At 68.5% G+C, this 20,206-nt stretch carries 21 protein-coding genes; 13 read left to right on the forward strand and 8 right to left on the reverse strand.

Annotated features, from left to right (window positions below; translation table 11 throughout):
* Nucleotides 1–33: 33 nt before the first annotated feature.
* Nucleotides 34–234, reverse strand: coding sequence for a sulfur carrier protein ThiS (gene thiS / locus IG194_RS11065; RefSeq protein WP_009615213.1), 201 nt, complete (start codon nt 232–234; stop codon nt 34–36).
* Between the two features lie 101 nt (nt 235–335).
* Nucleotides 336–710, reverse strand: coding sequence for a DUF423 domain-containing protein (locus tag IG194_RS11070; protein ID WP_009615211.1), 375 nt, complete (start codon nt 708–710; stop codon nt 336–338).
* Nucleotides 711–743: 33 nt separating this feature from the next.
* Here IG194_RS11070 and mtgA point away from each other — a divergent pair, with 33 nt between their 5' ends.
* A complete protein-coding gene (gene mtgA / locus IG194_RS11075; RefSeq protein ID WP_043300404.1) occupies nt 744–1,469 on the forward strand; it encodes a monofunctional biosynthetic peptidoglycan transglycosylase in 726 nt (241 codons plus the stop codon).
* A 7-nt stretch (nt 1,470–1,476) separates the two neighbouring features.
* Here the strand turns inward: mtgA and IG194_RS11080 are convergent, their stop codons facing one another.
* From IG194_RS11080 to ftsY, 5 genes are all read right to left on the reverse strand, one after another.
* Nucleotides 1,477–2,079 carry a hypothetical protein gene (locus tag IG194_RS11080; RefSeq protein ID WP_043269524.1) on the reverse strand — a complete coding sequence of 201 codons (603 nt, stop codon included), beginning with the start codon at nt 2,077–2,079 and terminating at the stop codon, nt 1,477–1,479.
* Between the two features lie 79 nt (nt 2,080–2,158).
* Nucleotides 2,159–3,013, reverse strand: a complete 855-nt coding sequence (rpoH, locus tag IG194_RS11085) for an RNA polymerase sigma factor RpoH (RefSeq protein ID WP_009615206.1) — start codon at nt 3,011–3,013, stop codon at nt 2,159–2,161.
* Nucleotides 3,014–3,126: 113 nt separating this feature from the next.
* A complete protein-coding gene (gene ftsX / locus IG194_RS11090) occupies nt 3,127–4,134 on the reverse strand; it encodes a permease-like cell division protein FtsX (RefSeq protein WP_058487700.1) in 1,008 nt (335 codons plus the stop codon).
* The gene (gene ftsE / locus IG194_RS11095; RefSeq protein WP_009615202.1) at nt 4,134–4,805 is read right to left on the reverse strand and encodes a cell division ATP-binding protein FtsE; all 672 of its coding nucleotides are present in this window, start codon (nt 4,803–4,805) and stop codon (nt 4,134–4,136) included. Before ftsE ends, ftsX begins: the two co-directional genes overlap by 1 nt.
* Complete coding sequence (gene ftsY / locus IG194_RS11100; RefSeq protein WP_058487701.1) at nt 4,802–6,238, reverse strand: signal recognition particle-docking protein FtsY; 1,437 nt, start codon at nt 6,236–6,238, stop codon at nt 4,802–4,804. Before ftsY ends, ftsE begins: the two co-directional genes overlap by 4 nt.
* A gap of 107 nt (nt 6,239–6,345) precedes the next feature.
* Between ftsY and IG194_RS11105 the strand changes: the two genes are divergently transcribed.
* The 6 genes from IG194_RS11105 to IG194_RS11130 all read left to right on the forward strand — a co-directional run bounded on the left by IG194_RS11105 (nt 6,346) and on the right by IG194_RS11130 (nt 12,387).
* Nucleotides 6,346–7,755, forward strand: coding sequence for a M16 family metallopeptidase (locus IG194_RS11105; protein WP_176707170.1), 1,410 nt, complete (start codon nt 6,346–6,348; stop codon nt 7,753–7,755).
* Nucleotides 7,752–9,245 (forward strand): M16 family metallopeptidase, encoded by a 1,494-nt coding sequence (locus IG194_RS11110; protein WP_043269530.1) that lies wholly within the window; start codon nt 7,752–7,754, stop codon nt 9,243–9,245. The genes IG194_RS11105 and IG194_RS11110 overlap by 4 nt, the downstream gene beginning before the upstream one ends.
* Nucleotides 9,245–9,856, forward strand: a complete 612-nt coding sequence (gene rsmD / locus IG194_RS11115; protein ID WP_058072670.1) for a 16S rRNA (guanine(966)-N(2))-methyltransferase RsmD — start codon at nt 9,245–9,247, stop codon at nt 9,854–9,856. Before IG194_RS11110 ends, rsmD begins: the two co-directional genes overlap by 1 nt.
* 29 nt (nt 9,857–9,885) lie before the next feature.
* Nucleotides 9,886–10,890: a virulence protein RhuM/Fic/DOC family protein gene (rhuM, locus tag IG194_RS11120; protein ID WP_058487704.1), complete on the forward strand. Its 1,005-nt coding sequence runs from the start codon at nt 9,886–9,888 to the stop codon at nt 10,888–10,890.
* Nucleotides 10,891–10,901: 11 nt separating this feature from the next.
* The gene (locus tag IG194_RS11125; RefSeq protein ID WP_058487705.1) at nt 10,902–11,897 is read left to right on the forward strand and encodes a hydrolase; all 996 of its coding nucleotides are present in this window, start codon (nt 10,902–10,904) and stop codon (nt 11,895–11,897) included.
* Between the two features lie 79 nt (nt 11,898–11,976).
* Nucleotides 11,977–12,387: a GNAT family N-acetyltransferase gene (locus tag IG194_RS11130; RefSeq protein ID WP_058072667.1), complete on the forward strand. Its 411-nt coding sequence runs from the start codon at nt 11,977–11,979 to the stop codon at nt 12,385–12,387.
* A 367-nt stretch (nt 12,388–12,754) separates the two neighbouring features.
* On the opposite strand, the gene IG194_RS11135 is transcribed toward IG194_RS11130, so the two are convergent.
* Complete coding sequence (locus IG194_RS11135; RefSeq protein ID WP_058487706.1) at nt 12,755–13,426, reverse strand: TetR/AcrR family transcriptional regulator; 672 nt, start codon at nt 13,424–13,426, stop codon at nt 12,755–12,757.
* 244 nt (nt 13,427–13,670) lie between these two features.
* Here IG194_RS11135 and IG194_RS11140 point away from each other — a divergent pair, with 244 nt between their 5' ends.
* From IG194_RS11140 to ggt, 6 genes are all read left to right on the forward strand, one after another.
* Nucleotides 13,671–15,101: a coniferyl aldehyde dehydrogenase gene (locus IG194_RS11140; RefSeq protein ID WP_058487707.1), complete on the forward strand. Its 1,431-nt coding sequence runs from the start codon at nt 13,671–13,673 to the stop codon at nt 15,099–15,101.
* Nucleotides 15,102–15,134: 33 nt separating this feature from the next.
* Nucleotides 15,135–15,680, forward strand: a complete 546-nt coding sequence (locus IG194_RS11145) for a hypothetical protein (RefSeq protein ID WP_058072664.1) — start codon at nt 15,135–15,137, stop codon at nt 15,678–15,680.
* 42 nt (nt 15,681–15,722) lie between these two features.
* Nucleotides 15,723–17,318, forward strand: coding sequence for a GMC family oxidoreductase (locus IG194_RS11150; protein ID WP_058487708.1), 1,596 nt, complete (start codon nt 15,723–15,725; stop codon nt 17,316–17,318).
* 185 nt (nt 17,319–17,503) lie between these two features.
* On the forward strand, nt 17,504–17,983 hold the full coding sequence (coaD, locus tag IG194_RS11155) for a pantetheine-phosphate adenylyltransferase (protein WP_009615178.1): 480 nt from the start codon (nt 17,504–17,506) through the stop codon (nt 17,981–17,983).
* Between the two features lie 123 nt (nt 17,984–18,106).
* Nucleotides 18,107–18,358 carry a YfhL family 4Fe-4S dicluster ferredoxin gene (locus IG194_RS11160; protein WP_043269546.1) on the forward strand — a complete coding sequence of 84 codons (252 nt, stop codon included), beginning with the start codon at nt 18,107–18,109 and terminating at the stop codon, nt 18,356–18,358.
* Nucleotides 18,359–18,502: 144 nt separating this feature from the next.
* On the forward strand, nt 18,503–20,206 hold the full coding sequence (ggt, locus tag IG194_RS11165) for a gamma-glutamyltransferase (protein WP_058487709.1): 1,704 nt from the start codon (nt 18,503–18,505) through the stop codon (nt 20,204–20,206).

The following is a 20,206-nucleotide window of genomic DNA, read 5'->3' on the forward strand; positions in this document are numbered from 1 at the left end:
GTGGGGCGGGGCCTGAATCGGGGAAGCGACGGCCTAGCCGCCGCCGATGGCGTGCACCACCTCCACCTGGTCGCCCTCCTTGAGGGCGGTAGCGGCGTGCTGGCTGCGCGGCACTATGTCCAGGTTCAGTTCGACCGCGACGCGGCGCCCGCCCAGTTCCAGGCGTTCGAGCAGGTGGGCCACGCTCTGGCCGTCGGGCAGCTCGTAGGGTTCGCCGTTCAACTGGATACGCATGGGCAGCACCGTCGCGATTGGAGGGGGTGGGCATTCTAGCCCGAGAGCCGGCGATGACCAAGGCGCAAGCGGGGCATCGGCCGGCGATTCTGACGTCCGGGTCAGCCCGCCAGCCTCCAGGCCGCCAGGCCCAGGCACAGCCAGCCGGCGAGGAAGCAGACGCCGCCGATGGGCGTGATGGCGCCGAGCACCGGGGTGGAAGTCAACGTCAGCAGGTAGAGGCTGCCGGAGAAGATCAGGATGCCGGCGACGAAGAACCCGCCGGCGATGCCCACCAGGCGGCCGCCCAGGTGCGCCGAGAGCAGCGCCACGCCGAACAGGGCCAGGGCATGGAGCATCTGGTAGTGCACGCCGGTCTGGAAGATCGCCAGGTAATCGGCGCTCAGGCGGCTCTTCAGGCCGTGGGCGGCGAAGGCGCCGAGGGCTACGCCGGTGAAGCCGAAGAAAGCAGCGAACAGCAGGAAGGTACGCAACATGGGAAAACTCCCTGGAGGGTCAAGCCCGTTATAATGACGCGCACTATCGCCCGGGCAAACCCCAGCATGCGCAACCTACTCCGCCGCCTGTTCAAGTTCCTCGTCTATTTCGCCCTGGGCAGCGTGGCCGTGGTCGTCGTCCTGCGCTGGGTGCCGCCGCCGGGCAGCATGCTGATGGTCGAGCGCAAAGTGCAGTCCTGGTTCAACGGCCAGCCCATCGACCTGCAGCGCGACTGGCGCAGCTGGGACGCGATTTCCGACAACCTCAAGGTGGCGGTCATCGCCGGCGAGGACCAGAAGTTCGCCGAGCACCACGGCTTCGACCTGCCGGCCATCGAGCAGGCCCTGGCCCACAACGGCCGTGGCAAGAGCCTCCGCGGCGCCAGCACCATCAGCCAGCAGACCGCCAAGAACCTGTTCCTCTGGTCCGGCCGCAGTTGGCTGCGCAAGGGCCTGGAAGCCTGGTTCACGGTGCTGCTGGAGACCTTGTGGCCGAAGCAGCGCATCCTCGAGGTCTACCTGAACAGCGCCGAGTGGGACGACGGCGTGTTCGGCGCCCAGGCCGCCGCGCGCCACCACTTCGGCGTCGACGCCAGCCGCCTGTCGGCGCAGCAGGCCGCGCAGCTCGCCGCGGTGCTGCCCAACCCGCGCCAGTGGAGCGCCGCGCGCCCCAGCGGCTACGTGCGCCAGCGCGCCGCCTGGATTCGCCAGCAGATGTGGCAACTCGGCGGCCCCGATTACTTGGAGCGCCTGCGCTGAGCCACGCTCAGTGCGCCAGGCTCTCCCGCGGCACCACCTGCAGCCAGACCAGCTCGCCATTGCGGTGCAGCAGCGTCAGACCGCGCTCGGGGTAGATCCACGCCTCGCCGCCGTCGGTCTGCAAACGCAGGCGCGGCGGGCCGAAGCTGGCCACCAGGCGGCCGACGCTCAGCGTCTGGCTGGGCGCCAGCAGCACCGAGGCTACCACCTGCCGGCGCAGTTGTTCCAGCATGGCGTCGCTGAGCGGCTGGTCGGGCGCCCCCGGCGCTATGCCCGTGGCCTTCTGCAGGCTGCTGCGTTCTTCATCGCTCAGCACCAGCTCGGCCTCCATGCGCCAGGGCCCGTCGGGCGTGCCCAGGGTGCCGCGGTAGCTCAGCTGGGCGCCCTGCTGGTCGCGGGTCAGCCACAGTGCACCTTCCTGCCAGCTGTGCAACTGGCCGAGGTCCAGGGTGCCGTCGGCCAAGGGGCCGAACACCTCGCGCTGCCAGTCCTCCAGCCAGGCCGGGGGCGGCAGCGGCGCCGTGGAGCGCGCCACCCACAGGCCGGCGGCGAAGGCCAGCAGGGCGAAGGCGAGAATCAGCAGGCCATGGGCCGGGCGTAGTCGGGGCATCGGGTCTCCGGGCATTCGCGGGCAGAAAAAAACCGCACCCCGAGGGGTGCGGTCTTCAGTCTAGCGGTGCAGCGGGCGCTTATGCCTCGATGCGCCCCTTGAGCTTGTTCATCGCGTTCTTTTCCAGCTGACGGATGCGCTCGGCGGACACGTTGTACTTGGCCGCCAGGTCGTGCAGCGTCGCCTTCTCCTCGGCCAGCCAGCGCTGGTGGAGGATGTCGCGGCTGCGCTCGTCCAGGCCTTCCAGCGCCTCGTGCAGGCTGGCGGTGGAGCTGTCGCTCCAGTCCGCTTCCTCCAACTGGCGCGCCGGGTCGTAGCGATGGTCTTCCAGGTAGTGCGCCGGCGACTGGTAGGCGCTATCGTCGTCGGCGTCGGCCGCCGGGTCGAAAGCCATGTCCTGGCCGCTCAGGCGGCTTTCCATCTCGCGCACTTCCCGGGCTTCCACGCCCAGGCTCTCGGCGACGCGTTCGACTTCGTCGTTGCTCAGCCAGGCCAGACGCTTCTTCTGGCTGCGCAGGTTGAAGAACAGCTTGCGCTGCGCCTTGGTGGTGGCGACCTTGACGATCCGCCAGTTGCGCAGGATGAACTCGTGGATTTCCGCCTTGATCCAATGCACGGCGAAGGACACCAGACGCACACCCATTTCCGGGTTGAAGCGTTTCACGGCCTTCATCAGGCCGACGTTGCCCTCCTGGATCAGATCGGCCTGGGCCAGGCCGTACCCGGAATAACTCCGGGCGATGTGCACGACGAAGCGCAGGTGCGCCAGCACCATTTGCCGTGCCGCTTCCAGATCTTGCTGATAGAAGAGGCGTTCGGCCAGTTCGCGCTCCTGCTCCGGCGTCAACAGCGGGATGCTGTTCACCGAGTGCACGTAGGCTTCCAGGTTCGCGCCGGGAGCCAGGGCATAGACAGGTTGCAAAGAAGTGGTCATGCGAATCCTCCGATTCACGAAACTCGCGCAGTGTAGCACTGAGCGATCTGACTGCAAGCGGGTGTAAAAGTTCCTTTACAGCCTTGAAGAAAACCGGGCAAATCAGTCGTTTGTCAGCGCGGCGCCAGCTCCCGCAGGTGCCGCGCCACGGCCAGCCAGGCGCCGATCCAGCCCAGCAGCACCGCGCCTATGGTCAGCGACAGGCCGTCGTTCAAGGGCACGCCGGCCAGGGTAAAATCGCTGCCGTAGAGGCCGGCCAGGTTGACCACCGAGGCGTTCAGCCAGTTCAGCCCGAACTCCAGCAGGGCCCAGGACAGGATGCCGGCGCCCAGGCCGTAGAGCGCGCCCATATAAAGGAAGGGCCGACGCACGTAGCCGTCGGTCCCGCCGACCAGCTTGATCACTTCGATTTCGTTACGGCGGTTTTCGATGTGCAGACGAATGGTATTGCCGATCACCAGCAGCAGGGTCAGCACCAGCACCACGGTCAGGCCGAAGACGAAGCGGTCGCCCAGCTTGAGGATGGCCGACAGCCGCTCGACCCACACCAGGTCCAGTTGCGCCTGTTGTACACCCGGCAGCTCGGCCAGGCGTTGACGCAGGGCATCGAGCTGGTTGCGGTCGACCTGCTTGGGCGTCACCGAGATCACCGCCGGCAGCGGGTTCTCCGGCAGCTCCTTGAGCGCCTCGCCCAGGCCGGACTGTTCCTGCAGCTCTTTCAGCGCGTCCTCGCGGCTGATCAGCTGCGCCTCGATCACGTCGGGCATGCGCTCGATCTGTTCGCGCAGGTCCTGGCCCTGGCTCTCGCTGGTCTTCAGGTCCAGGTACAGGGAAATCTGCGCCGCGCGCTGCCAGGAGCCGCCCAGGCGCTCGACGTTGCCCAGCAGCAGCGACAGGCCCATGGGCAGGCTCAGGGTGATGCCCATCACCAGGCAGGTGAAGAAGCTGCCGAAGGGGTGGCCGAACATCCGCTTGAGGCTGTCCACCAGGCTGGCGCGATGGCTTTCGCCGTAGGCGCTGAACAGCTGGCCCCAGTCGGTGGATTCCTTCTCCACGCGCTCGCGGCTCTTCTTCGGCTGCGTGCCCTCTTCCGGGGCGTGCGGCAGTTGCTGATCGCTCATCAGGCCTCCTCCTCGCGGTCCGCGATGATCCGCCCGCGCTGCAGGGTGATCATCCGATGGCGCATGCGCGCGATCAGCGCCAGGTCGTGGCTGGCGATCAGCACGGTGGTACCGAGGCGGTTGATGTCCTCGAACACGCCCATGATCTCCGAGGCCAGGCGCGGGTCGAGGTTGCCGGTGGGTTCGTCGGCGAGCAGCAGGGCCGGGCGGTGCACCACCGCGCGGGCGATGCCGACGCGCTGCTGCTGGCCGGTGGAGAGGTCCGACGGCAGGTCCTCGGCCTTTTCCTTGAGGCTCACGCGGTCGAGCGCCGCTTCCACCCGCTGGGCGATCTCCGCCTTGGGCAGGCCGAGAATCTGCAGCGGCAGGGCGACGTTGTCGAACACCGTGCGGTCGTTGAGCAGTTGGTGGTTCTGGAACACCACGCCGATCTGCCGGCGCAGGAAGGGAATCTGCGCGGTGGTGATGCGCGCCAGGTCCTGGCCGCCGAGCAGCAGCTTGCCGGAGGTCGGCCGCTCCATCGCCAGGATCAGCCGCAGCAGGGTGCTCTTGCCGGCGCCGGAATGGCCGGTGACGAAGAGGATCTCGCCGCGATGGATGCGGAACGAAGCGTCATGCAGGCCGACGTGGCCGTTGGGATAGCGTTTGCCGACCTGCTCGAAGCGGATCATGCGGTCTCCCGGGTCTCGAACAATGCACGGACGAAAGCGTCGGCCTCGAAGGTGCGCAGATCGTCGATCCCTTCGCCGACGCCGATGTAGCGGATCGGCAGGCCGAACTGCTTGGCCAGGGCGAAGATCACCCCGCCCTTGGCGGTGCCGTCCAGTTTGGTCAGGGCCAGGCCGGTGAGTTCCACGGCGTTGTTGAACTGCTTGGCCTGGTTGATGGCGTTCTGCCCGGTGCCGGCATCCAGCACCAGCAGGACTTCGTGGGGAGCCGTGTCGTCCAGCTTGCCGATGACCCGGCGCACCTTCTTCAGCTCTTCCATCAGGTTGTCCTTGGTGTGCAGGCGCCCGGCGGTGTCGGCGATCAGCACGTCGACGCCACGGGCCTTGGCGGCCTGCACGGCGTCGAAGATCACCGAGGCCGAGTCGGCGCCGGTGTGCTGGGCGATCACCGCGATGTTGTTGCGCTCGCCCCACACCTGCAGCTGTTCAACGGCAGCGGCGCGGAAGGTGTCGCCGGCGGCCAGCATGACCTTCTTGCCGTCCATCTGCAGCTTCTTCGCCAGCTTGCCGATGGTGGTGGTCTTGCCCACGCCGTTCACCCCGACCACGAGGATCACATAGGGCTGCTTGCCGGCCGCGATGGCCAGCGGTTGTTCCACCGGGCGCAGCAGGCCGGCCAGTTCTTCCTGCAGGGCCTTGTACAGCGCTTCGCTGTCGGCCAGTTCCTTGCGCGCCACGCGCCTGGTCAGGTTCTGCACGATGGCGGTGGTGGCCTCGACGCCGACGTCGGCGGTCAGCAGGCGCGTCTCGATCTCGTCGAGCAGGTCGTCGTCGATGGCCTTCTTGCCCAGGAACAGGCTGGCCATGCCCTCGCCGAGGCTGGCGCTGGTCTTCGACAGGCCCTGCTTGAGACGGGCGAAGAAACCGAGCTTGGCCGCTTCGGATGGAACGGCGGGCTTCTCGATGGCGGCGGGCGCCGGCTCGGCGACCAGCGGCTGCTCAGCGACCGGAGCCGGAGCCGGAGCCGGAGCCGGAGCCGGAGCCGGGACAGACTCGACCACGGGCGCGGCGGGGGCAACGGGCGCGGCGGCCTCGACAGGGGGCTGCGGCTCGACGGGCGCTTGCGGTTCGACCGGGCGGACCGGCTCCAGCGGCTCGGCCGGCACGCTTTCAGCCTGCGGCGCCGGCGCCAACGGCTCGGCGGGCGCCACGGGCAGCGGCGTGCGCAGCTCGTCGACGGGCGCCGGACGGGGCGCTTCGGCCGCCGGGGGTTGCTCAGGCTGCGCCGGGCTTTCCGTCGGCTGCGCGGCAGCCGCCTCGGCTTCTGAGGCTGGCGCTACGGTTTCTTCGGCCTGGGGTTTCTTGCGGAACCAGCTGAACAGGCCTTTCTTCTCCCCGCCCTGCGGGGCCTTCTTGTCGTCGTTGGAACCAAACATGAATGGCTTGCATCTCAAGGGAGCGGCACGGGACGTGGCCGCCCGGAAAACGGATGGGTATCCTAGCATCTCCTCGCCTGCCGGGGTTAGGCGGCTGCCCGACAGCCATGCCACCGCCCTTCGGGCCACCAGCAAGGACCTGTTCGACCATGAAGAAACCTCCCCGCCGCGCGCTCGGCCTGCTCTGCGGCGTACTCTGCCTGCCGCTGTTCGCCCTCGCCGCCGAACCCCAGCCGACCCACGAATACGTACTGGACAACGGGCTCAAGCTGGTAGTTCGCGAAGACCACCGCGCCCCCGTGGTGGTCTCCCAGCTCTGGTACAGGATCGGCTCCAGCTACGAGACGCCCGGCCTCACCGGCCTGTCCCACGCCCTGGAGCACATGATGTTCAAGGGCAGCAGCAAGATGGGCCCGGGCGAGGCCTCGCGCGTGCTGCGCGACCTCGGCGCCGAGGAGAACGCCTTCACCACCGACGACTACACCGCCTACTACCAGGTGCTGGCCAAGGACCGCCTGCCGGTGGCCTTCGAACTGGAAGCCGACCGCATGGCGCACCTGACGCTGCCGGCCGACCAGTTCAAGAGCGAGATCGAGGTGATCAAGGAAGAACGCCGCCTGCGCACCGAGGACAAGCCCTACGCCCTCGCCTACGAGCGCTTCAAGGCCGCGGCCTACCTGTCCAGCGGCTACCACTCGCCGACCATCGGCTGGATGGCCGACCTGCAGCGCATGACCATCGACGACCTGCGCGCCTGGTACAAGGCCTGGTACGCGCCGAACAACGCCACCCTGGTGGTGGTCGGCGACGTCCAGCCCGAGGAGGTCAAGGCCCTGGCCCAGCGCTGGTTCGGCGACATCCCGCGGCGCGAACTGCCGCCGGCGCGCAAGCCGCTGGAAGTGCCCGACCCGGGCGAACGCCGCCTCACCCTCGAAGTGCGCACCCAACTGCCCAGCCTGATCATGGGCTTCAACGTGCCCAGCCTGGGCAGCAGCGAGAACCCCCGCGAGGTGCATGCCCTGCGGCTGATCTCCGCGCTGCTCGACGGCGGCTACAGCGCCCGCCTGTCCTCGCGCCTGGAGCGCGGCCAGGAACTGGTGGCCGGCGCCTCCGCCTCCTACGACGCCTTCGCCCGCGGCGACACCCTGTTCACCCTGAGCGCCACCCCCAACGTGCAAAAGGGCAAGACCCTGGAGCAGGTGGAGAAGGCCCTCTGGCAGCAGCTCGACGAACTCAAGAGCACCCCGCCCAGCCAGGAAGAACTGGAGCGCGTGCGCGCCCAGCTGATCGCCGGGCTGGTCTTCGAGCGCGACTCCATCGCCGCCCAGGCCAGCAGCATCGGCCAGTTGGAGAGCGTCGGCCTGTCCTGGCGCCTCGCCGACCAGGACCTGGAAGCCATCCGCCAGGTCACGGCCGAAGATATCCAGAAAGCCGCCCGCACTTATTTCGTCCGTTCGCGCCTGACCCTCGCCCAGGTGCTGCCGCAAGCCGATACCGACAAGGAGCCGAGCAAATGAGTGAACGAAATGGCCTGCGCTACGGCCTGCTCGGCCTGGTCGTCCTCCTGCTGATCGCCGGCCTGGCGTTCTGCGTCAGCCGCCCCGCCGGCGGCAGCAACCCCGCCCCGCAAACGCCGGCCGCCGCGGCACCCAGCGGCCTGCAGTCGCTGGCCGAGGCCGCCGGCAAGAAGCCCGGCCACCGCCAGCTGGACATCCAGCGCTGGACCACCGCCGAAGGCGCCCGCGTGCTCTTCGTCGAGGCCCACGAGCTGCCGATGTTCGACCTGCGCCTGACCTTCGCCGCCGGCAGCAGCCAGGATGGCGATGCCCCGGGCCTGGCCATGCTGACCAACGCCATGCTCAACGAAGGCGTGCCGGGCAAGGACACCAGCGCCATCGCCGCCGGCTTCGAGGACCTGGGCGCCGACTTCATGAACGGCTCCTACCGCGACATGGCGGTAGCCGGCCTGCGCAGCCTGAGCGAGAAGGACAAGCGCGAGGCCGCCGTCGCCCTATTCGACCAGGTAGTGGGCCAGCCGACCTTCCCCGAGGAAGCCCTGGCACGCATCAAGAACCAGGTGCTGGCCGGCTTCGAATACCAGAAGCAGAACCCCGGCAAGCTGGCCGGCCTGGAACTGTTCAAGCGCCTCTACGGCGACCACCCCTACGCCCATTCCAGCGACGGCAACGAGCAGTCGGTGCCGAAGATCGGCGTCGCCCAGCTGCGCGCCTTCCACCAGAAGGGCTACGCCGCCGGCAACACGGTGATCGCGCTGGTCGGCGACCTCAGCCGCGCCGAGGCCGAGGCCATCGCCGCCAAGGTCTCCGCCGCGCTGCCCAAGGGCCCGGCGCTGCCGCCGGTGGCCCAGCCGGCCGTGCCCAAGCCGGGCCCCAGCCACATCGAGTTCCCCTCCAAGCAGACCCACCTGCTGCTGGCCCAGTTGGGCATCACCCGCAACGACCCGGACTACCCGGCGCTGTACCTGGGCAACCAGATCCTCGGCGGCGGCGGCTTCGGCACCCGGCTGATGGACCAGGTGCGCGAGAAGCGCGGGCTGACCTACGGCGTGTCCTCCGGCTTCACCGGCATGCAGGCGCGCGGGCCCTTCACCATCGGCCTGCAGACCCGCGCCGAACTCAGCGAGGGCACCCTCAAGCTGGTCCAGGACATCGTCCGCGACTACGTGAAGAACGGTCCGACGCAGAAGGAACTGGACGACGCCAAGCGCGAACTGGCCGGCAGTTTCCCGCTGTCCACCGCGAGCAACGCCGACATCGTCGGCCAGCTCGGCGCCATCGGCTTCTACGGCCTGCCCTCGGACTACCTGGAGACCTTCCTGGCCCAGGTCCAGGCGCTGGACGTGGACAAGGTCAAGGCGGCCATGCAGCGCCACATCGACCCGGACGCCTTCGTCATCGTCACCGCCGGCCCCACGGTGCCGCAGAAACCGCTGCCGCCGCCCACCGACAAACCGGCCGAACAGCCCCTCGGCGTTCCGGAGCACTGATGAACAGAAGACCCAAGGCGCCCGCCCCCGCCAACGCCCGCCAGCACGGCGGCCAGGGCCAGCTGCGCATCATCGGCGGGGAGTGGCGCAGCCGCCGCTTCGCCTTCCCCGACGGCCCGGGCCTGCGCCCGACCCCCGACCGGGTGCGCGAGACGCTGTTCAACTGGCTGGCCGCCTACGTCCCCGGCGCCCGCGTGCTCGACCCCTTCGCCGGCAGCGGCGCGCTGTTTCTCGAAGCCCTGTCCCGCGGCGCCAGCAGCGGCCTGGCCCTGGACCTGAACCGCGAAGCCGTGGCCGCCCTGCGCGGCCATCTGGCCACCCTCAAGTGCGAGAATGGCGAAGTGCAGTTGCAGGACGCCCTCGCCTACCTGGCCAAGCCGGCCCCGGCGCCGGTGGACCTGGTATTCCTCGACCCGCCCTTCCACCAGGACCTGCTGCAGAACAGCTGCCGCCTGCTGGAGGAAAACGGCTGGCTGGCGGCCGACGCCTGGATCTACACCGAGAGCGAAAGCGCCCCTTCCAGCCTCGGCCTGCCGGCCAACTGGCGGCTGCACCGGGAGAAGCAGGCGGGGAATGTGCATTACGCGCTGTGGCGGCGCAGCAGCCGATAAGCCAAACCACCAGGCGCAAGGAGCAGCCAATGGACGAACCGACGCAGAGCCCCATCGCCATTTACCAGGCGGATGACGGCGGCCAGACCACCGAAGTTCGTCTGGAAGGCGAAAGCGCCTGGCTGACTCAGAGGCAGATGGCAGAGCTGTTCGCCACGACGCCGGAAAACGTGCTGATGCACCTGAGGAACATCTACCGGGAAGGCGAGTTGCAGGAAGAGGCAACTACTAAGGATTTCTTAGTAGTTCGCGAGGAAGGCCGGCGAAAGGTGCAGCGCCGGCTCAAGCATTATCACCTCGACGCCATCATCTCCGTCGGCTACCGCGTCAACTCACGGCAGGGCACGCGCTTCCGCATCTGGGCGAACCAGGTACTCAAGGACTACCTGGTCCAGGGTTACGCACTCAACGAACAACGCCTGAAAGCCCAGCAGGCACGGGTTCGCGAACTGGAACGAACGCTGACGCTGTTCCAGCAGAACCTCATCGACCAGGCCAGCCTGCCCGAGGCTCGGGGCCTGGTGAGTGTCATCGCCGGCTATGCGCGCACCTTCGTGCTGCTCAACCAGTTCGACAGCGAGCGCCTGCCCGCGGAAGGTTTCGATGAAAGCATCCGCTATGCCATCGAACCCGCCGATGCCCAAGCTGCGATCACGGCCCTGAAGACCGACCTACTGGCCAGGGGCGAGGCAAGCGAGTTGTTCGGCCGCCCCAAGGACGACAGCTTCCTCGGCATTCTCGGCAACGTCACGCAGTCCTTCGCCGGCCAGTTCCTCTACCCCAGCATCGAGGAGCAGGCTGCGCACCTGCTTTACTTCATCATCAAGAACCATCCGTTCACCGACGGCAACAAGCGTATCGGCGCCTTCCTGTTCATCTGGTTCCTGCAGCGCAACCAGCATCACCTCAAGCACGACGGCGAACTGAAGATCAACGACAACGCCCTGGCCGCCATCGCCCTGCTGGTGGCGCAAAGCGATCCACGACAGAAAGAACTGATGATCCACCTGATCATGAACCTCATCCGCAACTGAGCCGTGCCCGCATGACACCGCCCTTCCAGCCCGCCTGGTGGCTCCCCGGCCCGCATCTGCAGACGCTCTACGGCTCGCTGCTGCGCAAGGCGCCGGTGCTGCGCCGCGAGCGCGAGCGGCTGTGGCTGGAGGACGGCGACTTCCTCGACCTCGACTGGCACGGCCCGCACAGTGCGCGCACGCCGCTGGTGCTGGCCGTCCATGGGCTGACCGGCTCTTCCGACTCGCACTACATCCGCGGCCTGCAGTTCGCCGTGCAGGCCCGCGGCTGGGCCAGCGTGGCGCTGAACTGGCGCGGCTGCTCGGGCGAACCCAACCTGCTGCCGCGCGGCTACCACTCGGGCATCAGCGAGGACCTGGCGGCGGTCATCGAACACCTGCGGCGCATGCGCCCGCTGGCGCCGCTGTATGCGGTGGGTTATTCGCTGGGCGGCAACGTGCTGCTCAAGTACCTCGGCGAGCAGGGCCAGGACTGCCCCCTGCGCGGCGCCGCGGCGGTGTCGGTGCCGTTCCGCCTGGACCGCTGCGCCGACCGCATCGGCATCGGCTTCTCGCGCATCTACCAGGCGCACTTCATGCGCGAACTGGTGGCCTACGTGCGCAACAAGCAGCAGAGCTTCGCCCAGCGCGGCGCCCAGGAGCACCTGGCGGCGCTGGAGCGCCTGGGGCCGCTGGACGGCATGCGCACCTTCTGGGACTTCGACGGCCGCGTCACTGCGCCGCTGCACGGCTTCGCCGACGCCCACGACTACTACAAGCGCGCCTCCAGCCGCTTCTACCTGGGCGGCATCCGCACCCCGACGCTGATCATCCATTCCAGCGACGATCCCTTCATCGACGCCGGCAGCATCCCGCCGGCGGACGAGCTCTCCGCCAGCACCGAGCTGGAGCTGCACGAGCACGGCGGCCACGTGGGCTTCATCGGCGGCACGCCAGGGCGGCCGGACTACTATCTGGAAAGGCGCATCCCCGACTGGCTGCTGGCCCTGCATGGCAGCGCCGGCTGACGCGAGCTTGACCGGGATCAGCATCTGCCGGCCAGCGATGGTCCAGGCTGGAAGCGCCAAAAGGCAAGGAGGGGAAGCCATGAGCGAAGCGACCATCCGCATCCACCGCGCCACGTCGCTGGACGATACCCAGTGCGCCGGCATAGCCACGCTCTACCGCGCCGTCGGCTGGGGCCACCCGAACGACGCGGACGAATTGCGCGATCTCTGCGAATCTTCCGGCTACGTGCTGCTGGCCAGCGAGGCTGGGCAGGTGGTCGGCCTGCTCCGCGCCGAGCCGGAGAACGCCCAGACCACCTGGCTGGCGGAGCTGGCGGTGCTGCCTGGCCACCAAGGGCGAGGTATAGGCACTTCGCTGATGCAGCGCTTCATCGCCGACCATCCCGGCGCGCGCCTGTACACCGATGCCACCGATGGGGTGGAGGGGTTCTTCCTCCGGCATGGCCTGGAACTGCGCCAGCCGCTGGTGCCGGGGCCGCGCAAGGGGTGATATCGGCGGGGGGCGATACGGCTTTTCGTAGGAGCGAGCTTGCTCGCGAACGGTGTTTGCCGGTGAGTGCTTGGTGTTCGCCCAAGAGCACCCTCTCCCTAACCCTCTCCCTGAAGGGAGAGGGGACCGTTGGGCAGGGTCGGACATTCTAGTGTCAGCCGGCTAGCACAGAGATTGCTGGCTGAAACCTTCCTCCTCTCGGCACGGACAAGCCCCCTCTCCCTTCAGGGAGAGGGCTGGGGAGAGGGAAAGGAATTCAACTTCGCACCGAAGCAACCGGCAGACGCCCGTTCGCGAGCAAGCTCGCTCCTACGAAAAGCCAAACGTAGGACGCCATCCATGTGTGGTGATCACCCCTGTGGATAACTCACACGCCCTGCGAAGGACTTTCCGTCAACGGCACGTACAGCCTTTCGGCGATCCGCTCCACCGCCGCCTGCGAATCCTCGGCGATGTGCCCGCTCTCCAGCGCCAGCACCTGGTAGATGCCGCGCCGCAGCAGTTCCTCGCTGAGGTCGCCGGTGACTTCCTGGGTGGTGCAGAGGAAGCGCACCCAGGAGGTGAGGATGATCCAGGCGTTGAGGGTCAGGGCCTCCAGTTGGATTTCGTCCATCCGCAATATCCCTGCCTCGACGAAGCCGCGGTAGATGGCCTTGGCGTTCACCAGCGCGCGGCGGGCGAAGGCGCGGTAGGCCGCGGCCAGCTCCGCGTCGCTTTCCAGCAGGTGCTCCAGGTCGCGGTGCAGGAAGCGGTAGCGCCACATGGCCGCCAGCAGCGCCTCCAGGTAGAAGGTCTTGTCCTCGATGGTCAGCCCGCGGCCTTCGGGCAGGCGCAGGAAGTCGTCGACACGCGCCTCGTACTCGGCGAACAGCTCGGCGATGATCGCCTGCTTGTTGCGGAAGTGGTAGTACAGGTTGCCCGGGGACATGCCCAGGTGCGCGGCGATGTGGTTGGTGGTGACGCTGCGCTCGCCCTGGGCGTTGAACAGCGCCAGGCTCTCCTGGACGATGCGGTCGCGGGTCTTGATGCGTGGGGCCATGCGCGGACTCGGAATCACTCTTCTACGGCAAGGGGCAAAGGTACACGGATTGCTACGTGCGATGCAGCCGGCGTAACACTCCGGGCGGCCGCCCAGCTTTTCGTTGGGTGGGCCGCGCAGCGCTGACGCGGCATGCTATTTGACACTTTAGAGTAATTGCTCTAAAAATCCAGCGACAAGCACAACGCGAAGCGTCCCACCCACTCGGAGCGCTTCCCCCAGCCGGTCCGCCGAGGAGCCCGCCATGGTCGCCGACATCGCCTACCTGCAGCAGACGCAGCAGGACATCAACCAGCTTCAGAGCCTGTTCGAGCGCCAGCGCCAGGCCTACCGCGCCAACCCGCAGCCCAGCGCCGGCCAGCGCCAGCAATGGCTCAAGAGCCTGGCCGACCTGCTGGTGCGCGAGCAGCAGCCGATCATCGAGGCCATTTCCCGCGACTTCAGCCACCGCTCCGCCGACGAGACCCTGCTCGCCGAGATCATGCCCAGCCTGCACGGCGTGCACTACGCGCGCAAACGCGTGGCGCGCTGGATGAAGCCCTCGCGGCGCAGCGTCGGCATCCAGTTCATGCCGGCCTCGGCGAAGGTGGTGTACCAGCCGCTGGGCGTGGCCGGGGTGATAGTGCCGTGGAACTACCCGCTGTTCCTTGCCATCGGCCCGCTGACCGCCGCGCTGGCCGCCGGCAACCGGGTGATGATCAAGATGAGCGAATCCACCCCGGCCACCGCCCAGGTGCTCAAGGAACTGCTGGCCAAGGTCTTCCCCGAGGACCTGGTGGCCGTGGTCCAGGGCGAGGTGGACGTCGGCGTGGCCTTCTCCAAGCTGCCCTTCGACCACCTGCTGTTCACCGGCGCCACCAGCGTCGGCAAGCACGTGATGCGCGCCGCGGCGGAGAACCTCACCCCGGTCACCCTGGAACTGGGCGGCAAGTCGCCGGCGCTGATCTCCGAGAACGTGCCGATGAAGGACGCCGCCGAGCGCATCGCCTTCGGCAAGTCGCTCAACGCCGGGCAGACCTGCGTGGCACCGGACTACGTGCTGGTGCCGCAGCAGCGCGTCGAGGAGTTCGTCAGCGCCTACCGCGACGTGGTGCAGGGCTTCTTCCCGACGGTGGAGAACAACCCCGACTACACCGCCATCGTCAACGAACGCCAGCTGGCCCGCCTCAACGGCTACCTGAGCGATGCCCAGGCCAAGGGCGCGCAGGTCATCCGCCTGCTGCCGGAAGCCAGCGGGCGGCGCCTGCCCCAGGCGCTGCTGCTGAACGTCGACGACGACATGAAGGTGATGCAGGACGAGATCTTCGGCCCGCTGCTGCCGGTCGTCCCCTACCAGCGCCTGGACGAGGCCCTGGCCTACATCAACGACCGGCCGCGGCCGCTGGCCCTGTACTACTTCGGCTACGACAAGCGCGAGCAGGAGCAGGTGCTGGCGCAGACCCACTCCGGCGGCGTGTGCCTGAACGACACCCTGCTGCACGTCGCCCAGGACGACATGCCCTTCGGCGGCGTCGGCCCCTCCGGCATGGGCCACTACCACGGCCACGAAGGCTTCCTCACCTTCAGCAAGGCCAAGGCGGTGTTCAGCAAGCCGCGCTTCAACGCCGCCCGGGTGATCTACCCGCCCTACGGCAAGGCGCTGCAGAAACTGGTCTACAAGCTGTTCGTCCGCTGAAACCGCGTATTCCACCCAGGTGAAACAACAACAATGACAGACACCTCCCTGAGCGCGCCGGGACTCTCCCGGCGCGGCGTGCTCAAGATCGGCCTGCTCGGCGGGGCCTTCCTGGCCACCGCCGGCGTCACCGCCACCCTCAGCGGCTGCTCGGCCAGCACCCCGGCCAGCGGCATGAAGGTCATCCGCGAGTCCGACCTGCCCTTCCTGCGCGCCCTGATCCCGGTGATGCTGGCCGGCGCCGTGCCGGCCGAGCGCATGGCCGAGGCGGTGCAGGCCAGCCTCGCCGGCCTCGACCACACCCTCGACCACCTCTCGCCGGAAATGCTCAAGCTCACCGTGCAGTTGTTCGACGTGCTGGCCCTGCCGGTCACCCGCGGCCCGCTCACCGGCATCTGGGGCAGCTGGGAGAAGGCCGGCGCGGACGACGTGAAGCACTTCCTGGAACGCTGGCAGAACAGCTCCATCGGCCTGCTGAAGATGGGCCACAGCTCGCTGCTGCAACTGGTGATGATGGCCTGGTACGGGCGCCCGGAATCCTGGGCGCACTGCGGCTACCCCGGGCCGCCGAAGGTCTGAGCCCCGCCACTCCCATAACAAGAATTCCCGAGAGTACCCCTGATGCCCGTACCCGATCTGTTCGCCGAGGGCCTGGCCCGCGGCTGGAAAGTCCACGACGGCTCGCGCCTGGACAACGACCTGACCCTGGAAGCCGACGTGGTCGTCATCGGCTCCGGCGCCGGCGGCGGCACCACCGCGGAAATCCTCAGCGGCGCCGGCTACAAGGTGCTGCTGGTGGAGGAAGGCCCGCTCAAGACCAGCTCCGACTTCAAGATGCAGGAGCCGGAGGCCTACTCCAGCCTGTACCAGGAAGGCATCGGGCGGATGAGCAAGGATGGCGCCATCACCATCCTCCAGGGCCGCGCCGTGGGCGGCACCACCCTGGTCAACTGGACCTCCAGCTTCCGCACCCCCGACGCCACCCTGGAGCACTGGGCCAGGGAACACGGGGTGAAGGGCCACAGCCCGGCGGAAATGGCCCCCTGGTTCGCGAAGATGGAAGAACGCCTGGGCGTGGCGCCCTGGATCATGCCGCCGAACTTCAACAACGACGTGATCCGCCGCGGCTGCGAGAAGCTCGGCTACCACTGGAAGGTCATCCCGCGCAACGTGCGCGGCTGCTGGAACCTCGGCTACTGCGGCATGGGCTGCCCGACCAACGCCAAGCAGTCGATGCTGGTCACCACCATCCCGGCCAGCCTGGACAAGGGCGGCGAACTGCTGTTCCTGGCCCGCGCCAATCGCCTGCTGCACGACGGCGGCAAGGTCAGCGGCCTGGAATGCCTGGCCATGGACGCGCGCTGCGTGGCGCCCAGCGGCCGCAAGATCACCGTCAAGGCGCGCCACTACGTGCTCGCCGGCGGCGGCATCAACAGCCCGGCGGTGCTGCTGCGCTCCAAGGCGCCGGACCCCAACGGCCGCGTAGGCCAGCGCACCTTCCTGCACGTGGTGAACTTCAGCGCCGCGCAGTTCGACGAGGTGGTCAACCCCTTCTACGGCGCGCCGCAGTCGATCTACTCCGACCACTTCCAGTGGGACGACGGCACCGCCGGGCACATGTCCTACAAGCTGGAAGTGCCGCCGCTGCAGCCGGCCCTGGCGGCCACCCTGCTCGGCCGCTTCGGCGTCGACAACGCCCTGCGCATGGAACAACTGCCGCACACCAACATGATCCTCGCCCTGATGCGCGACGGCTTCCACCCGGATAGCGCAGTGGGCACGGTGAGCCTGCGCGGCGACGACACCCCGGTGCTCGACTACCGCATGACCGACTACACCTGGGACGGCATCCGCCGCGCCTTCCACACCATGGCCGAGGTGCAGTTCGCCGCCGGCGCCAAGACAGTGCTGCCGCTGCATGCCGACGCCGGCTACGTGAAGACGCTCGCCGAAGCCCGCGCGCTGATCGACGGCCTGAGCCTTGAGCTGTACCGCACCCGCCTGGGCAGCGCCCACGTGATGGGCGGCTGCGCCATGGGCGAGGACCCGCGGCAGTCGGTGTGCGACAGCCTCGGCCGCCACCACCAGCTGGAGAACCTGTCGATCCACGACGGCTCGCTGTTCCCCACCAGCATCGGCGCCAACCCGCAGCTGTCGGTCTACGGCCTGACCGCGCAGCTGGCCAGCGGCCTCGCCGAGCGCCTGGGCAAGGCCTGAGCCCCGATCCCGGCGCGAAGGCTCTGCCACGGGCCTTGCGCGCCGGCCGGCGATTTGCGCCGGGGAAAATCCGGTAGTCCGCGCCGGCGGGCACTACCAAGGTCGCTTGGCCCATCCGGGCTGCTGCGTTACCATCCAGCCCCGCCAATGCCCACGCCTGCCCCTTGAACCACCAGGACGCTGCGATGAACCGAGTGCTGTACCCGGGTACCTTCGACCCCATCACCAAAGGCCATGCCGATCTGGTCGAGCGGGCCTCGCGGCTGTTCGACCAGGTGATCATCGCCGTCGCCGCCAGCCCCAAGAAGAACCCCCTGTTCCCCCTGGAGCAACGGGTCGAACTGGCGCGCCAGGTCACCTCGCACCTGCCCAACGTCGAAGTCGTCGGCTTCTCCACCCTGCTCGCGCACTTCGTCAAGGAACAGAACGCCAATATCCTGCTGCGCGGCCTGCGCGCGGTGTCGGACTTCGAGTACGAGTTCCAGCTGGCCAACATGAACCGCCAGCTCGCCCCGGACGTGGAGAGCATGTTCCTCACCCCGTCGGAGAAGTACTCGTACATCTCCTCGACCCTGGTGCGCGAGATCGCCGCCCTGGGTGGCGACATCACCAAGTTCGTCCATCCCGCGGTGTCCAGCGCCCTGGCCGAGCGCTTCAAGCGCTGACCGGGTGCCGCCAGGGAAGGCGGCAATTGATCCGGCCGGCGTGCAACGCGCACGCCAATGCGGCAAAATTGCAGCATTCCTGTTGCTGACAGCCTGGCCATGGGCCAAGGCCGGAGTTTTTCGATGTCCCTGAAAATCACCGACGATTGCATCAACTGCGACGTCTGCGAACCCGAGTGCCCGAACGGCGCCATCTCCCAGGGCGAGGAGATCTACGTGATCGACCCCAACCTGTGCACCGAGTGCGTCGGCCACTACGACGAACCGCAGTGCCAGCAGGTCTGCCCGGTGGACTGCATCCCCCTCGACGACGCCCATGTCGAGAGCAAGGACGAGCTGATGCACAAGTACCTCAAGATCACCGGCAAGGCCTGACCGCGCGGGCTTGACAGGCGGATCGCCGAAATCCCACAGGGCATTCGGCAACCGCGACGCGGCGGGATTGTCTATCCTCCCAATTCGCTCCCGTGGTTTTTCCCGGATGCCAGTCCGGGGCCACCCGACGATTCGTGAGATGCCATGTCCCTGCTGAACCACAGTTTCCGTTCCCTCGCCCTCGCCTGCGGCCTGCTGTTGCTCGGCGCCGCCAGCGTCCATGCCGCCAGCCAGCCGGTCGCCCAGGCCACCGTGGCCAGCGCCCACCCGGCGGCCACCGTGGCCGGCCTGGAAACCCTCGCCGGCGGCGGCAACGCCTTCGACGCCGCGGTGGCCATCGCCGCCGCCCTGGCAGTGGCCGAACCCTACAGCTCGGGCCTGGGCGGTGGCGGCTTCTTCCTGCTGCGCCAGGCCGGGCCGACGCCCAGCTACCGCTTCATCGACGCCCGCGAGCGCGCGCCGCTGGCCGCCAGCGCGCAGATGTACGTGCGCAACGGCAAGGTGCAGCCGGAACTGTCGCTGAACGGCCCGCTGGCCGCCGCCATCCCCGGCCTGCCCGCGGCCCTGGTGGAGCTCACCAGCCGCTTCGGCCGCAAGCCGCTGGCCGACAACCTGGTGCCGGCGATCCGCCTGGCCACCGACGGCGTCTCCGTCGACCGCATCTACATCACCCGCGCCGCCGGCCGCCTGGAAGCCATGCGCAAGGACCGCGAGACCTCGCGCATCTTCCTGCAGCAGGGCAACCTGCCCGAGGAATGGGACCTGCTGCGCCAGCCGGAGCTGGCCAACACCCTGTCGCGCCTGGCGCGCTACGGCCGCAGCGGCTTCTACGAAGGCGAGACGGCGGAGAAACTGGTGCAGGGCGTGCGCGCCGCCGGCGGCGTCTGGAGCCTGGAAGACCTGCGCAGCTACCAGGTGGTGGAGCGCCAGCCGCTGCGCTACCCGCTGGGCGACGGCCGCGAGCTGGTCAGCGCGCCGCCGCCCTCGGCCGGCGGCGTGGCCATCGCCCAGAGCCTGGGTATGCTCGCCCAGCTGCCCTGGCAGAAGGCCGAGCCCATCCAGCGCGTGCACTACGTGGCCGAGGTCCTGCGCCGCGCCTACCACGACCGCAGCATGCTTGGCGACCCGGACCGCATCGCCAACCCGGCGCAGCAACTGCTCGCCCCCGACTACCTCAAGCGCCTGGCCGCCGGCATCGACCCGCGCCGCGCCACGCCCAGCGCGTCCCTGCCGCCGGCGCCGAGCTGGCGCGAGGGCGACCACACCACGCACTTCGTGGTGATCGACGAACAGGGCAACGCGGTGGCCGCCACCCTCTCGGTGAACCTGCCGTTCGGCGCCACCTTCACCCCGCCCGGCACCGGCGTGCTGCTCAACGACGAAATGGACGACTTCGCCGCCGACATCCAGGGCAGCAACGCCTACGGCCTGGCCGGCAGCGCGGCCAACGCCATCGCCCCCGGCAAGCGCCCGCTGTCGAGCATGAGCCCGAGCTTCATCGAAAGCCCCGACGAGCTGGCGGCCTTCGGCACCCCGGGCGGCAGCCGCATCCCCAGCATGGTGCTGCTGGCCATGCTGCAGTACCTGGACGGCCGCTCGGTGCAGAGCTGGGTGGGCGCGCCGCGCTACCACAACCAGTACCTGCCCGACGTGCTGGAGCACGAGCCGCGCACCTTCACCGAGGCGCAGAAAGCCGAGCTGAATGGCCGTGGCTACAGTCTCAAGGAAGTCGCCCCGTCCTACGGCAACCAGCAGGTGCTGCTGTGGCGCAAGAAGACCGGGAACGTGGATGCCGCCAGCGACCCGCGCGGCATCGGCCTGGCCGCCGGGACCACGGTGCACTACTGA

The organism is Pseudomonas sp. ADPe (assembly GCF_014843515.1).
Lineage (GTDB): Bacteria > Pseudomonadota > Gammaproteobacteria > Pseudomonadales > Pseudomonadaceae > Pseudomonas > Pseudomonas citronellolis.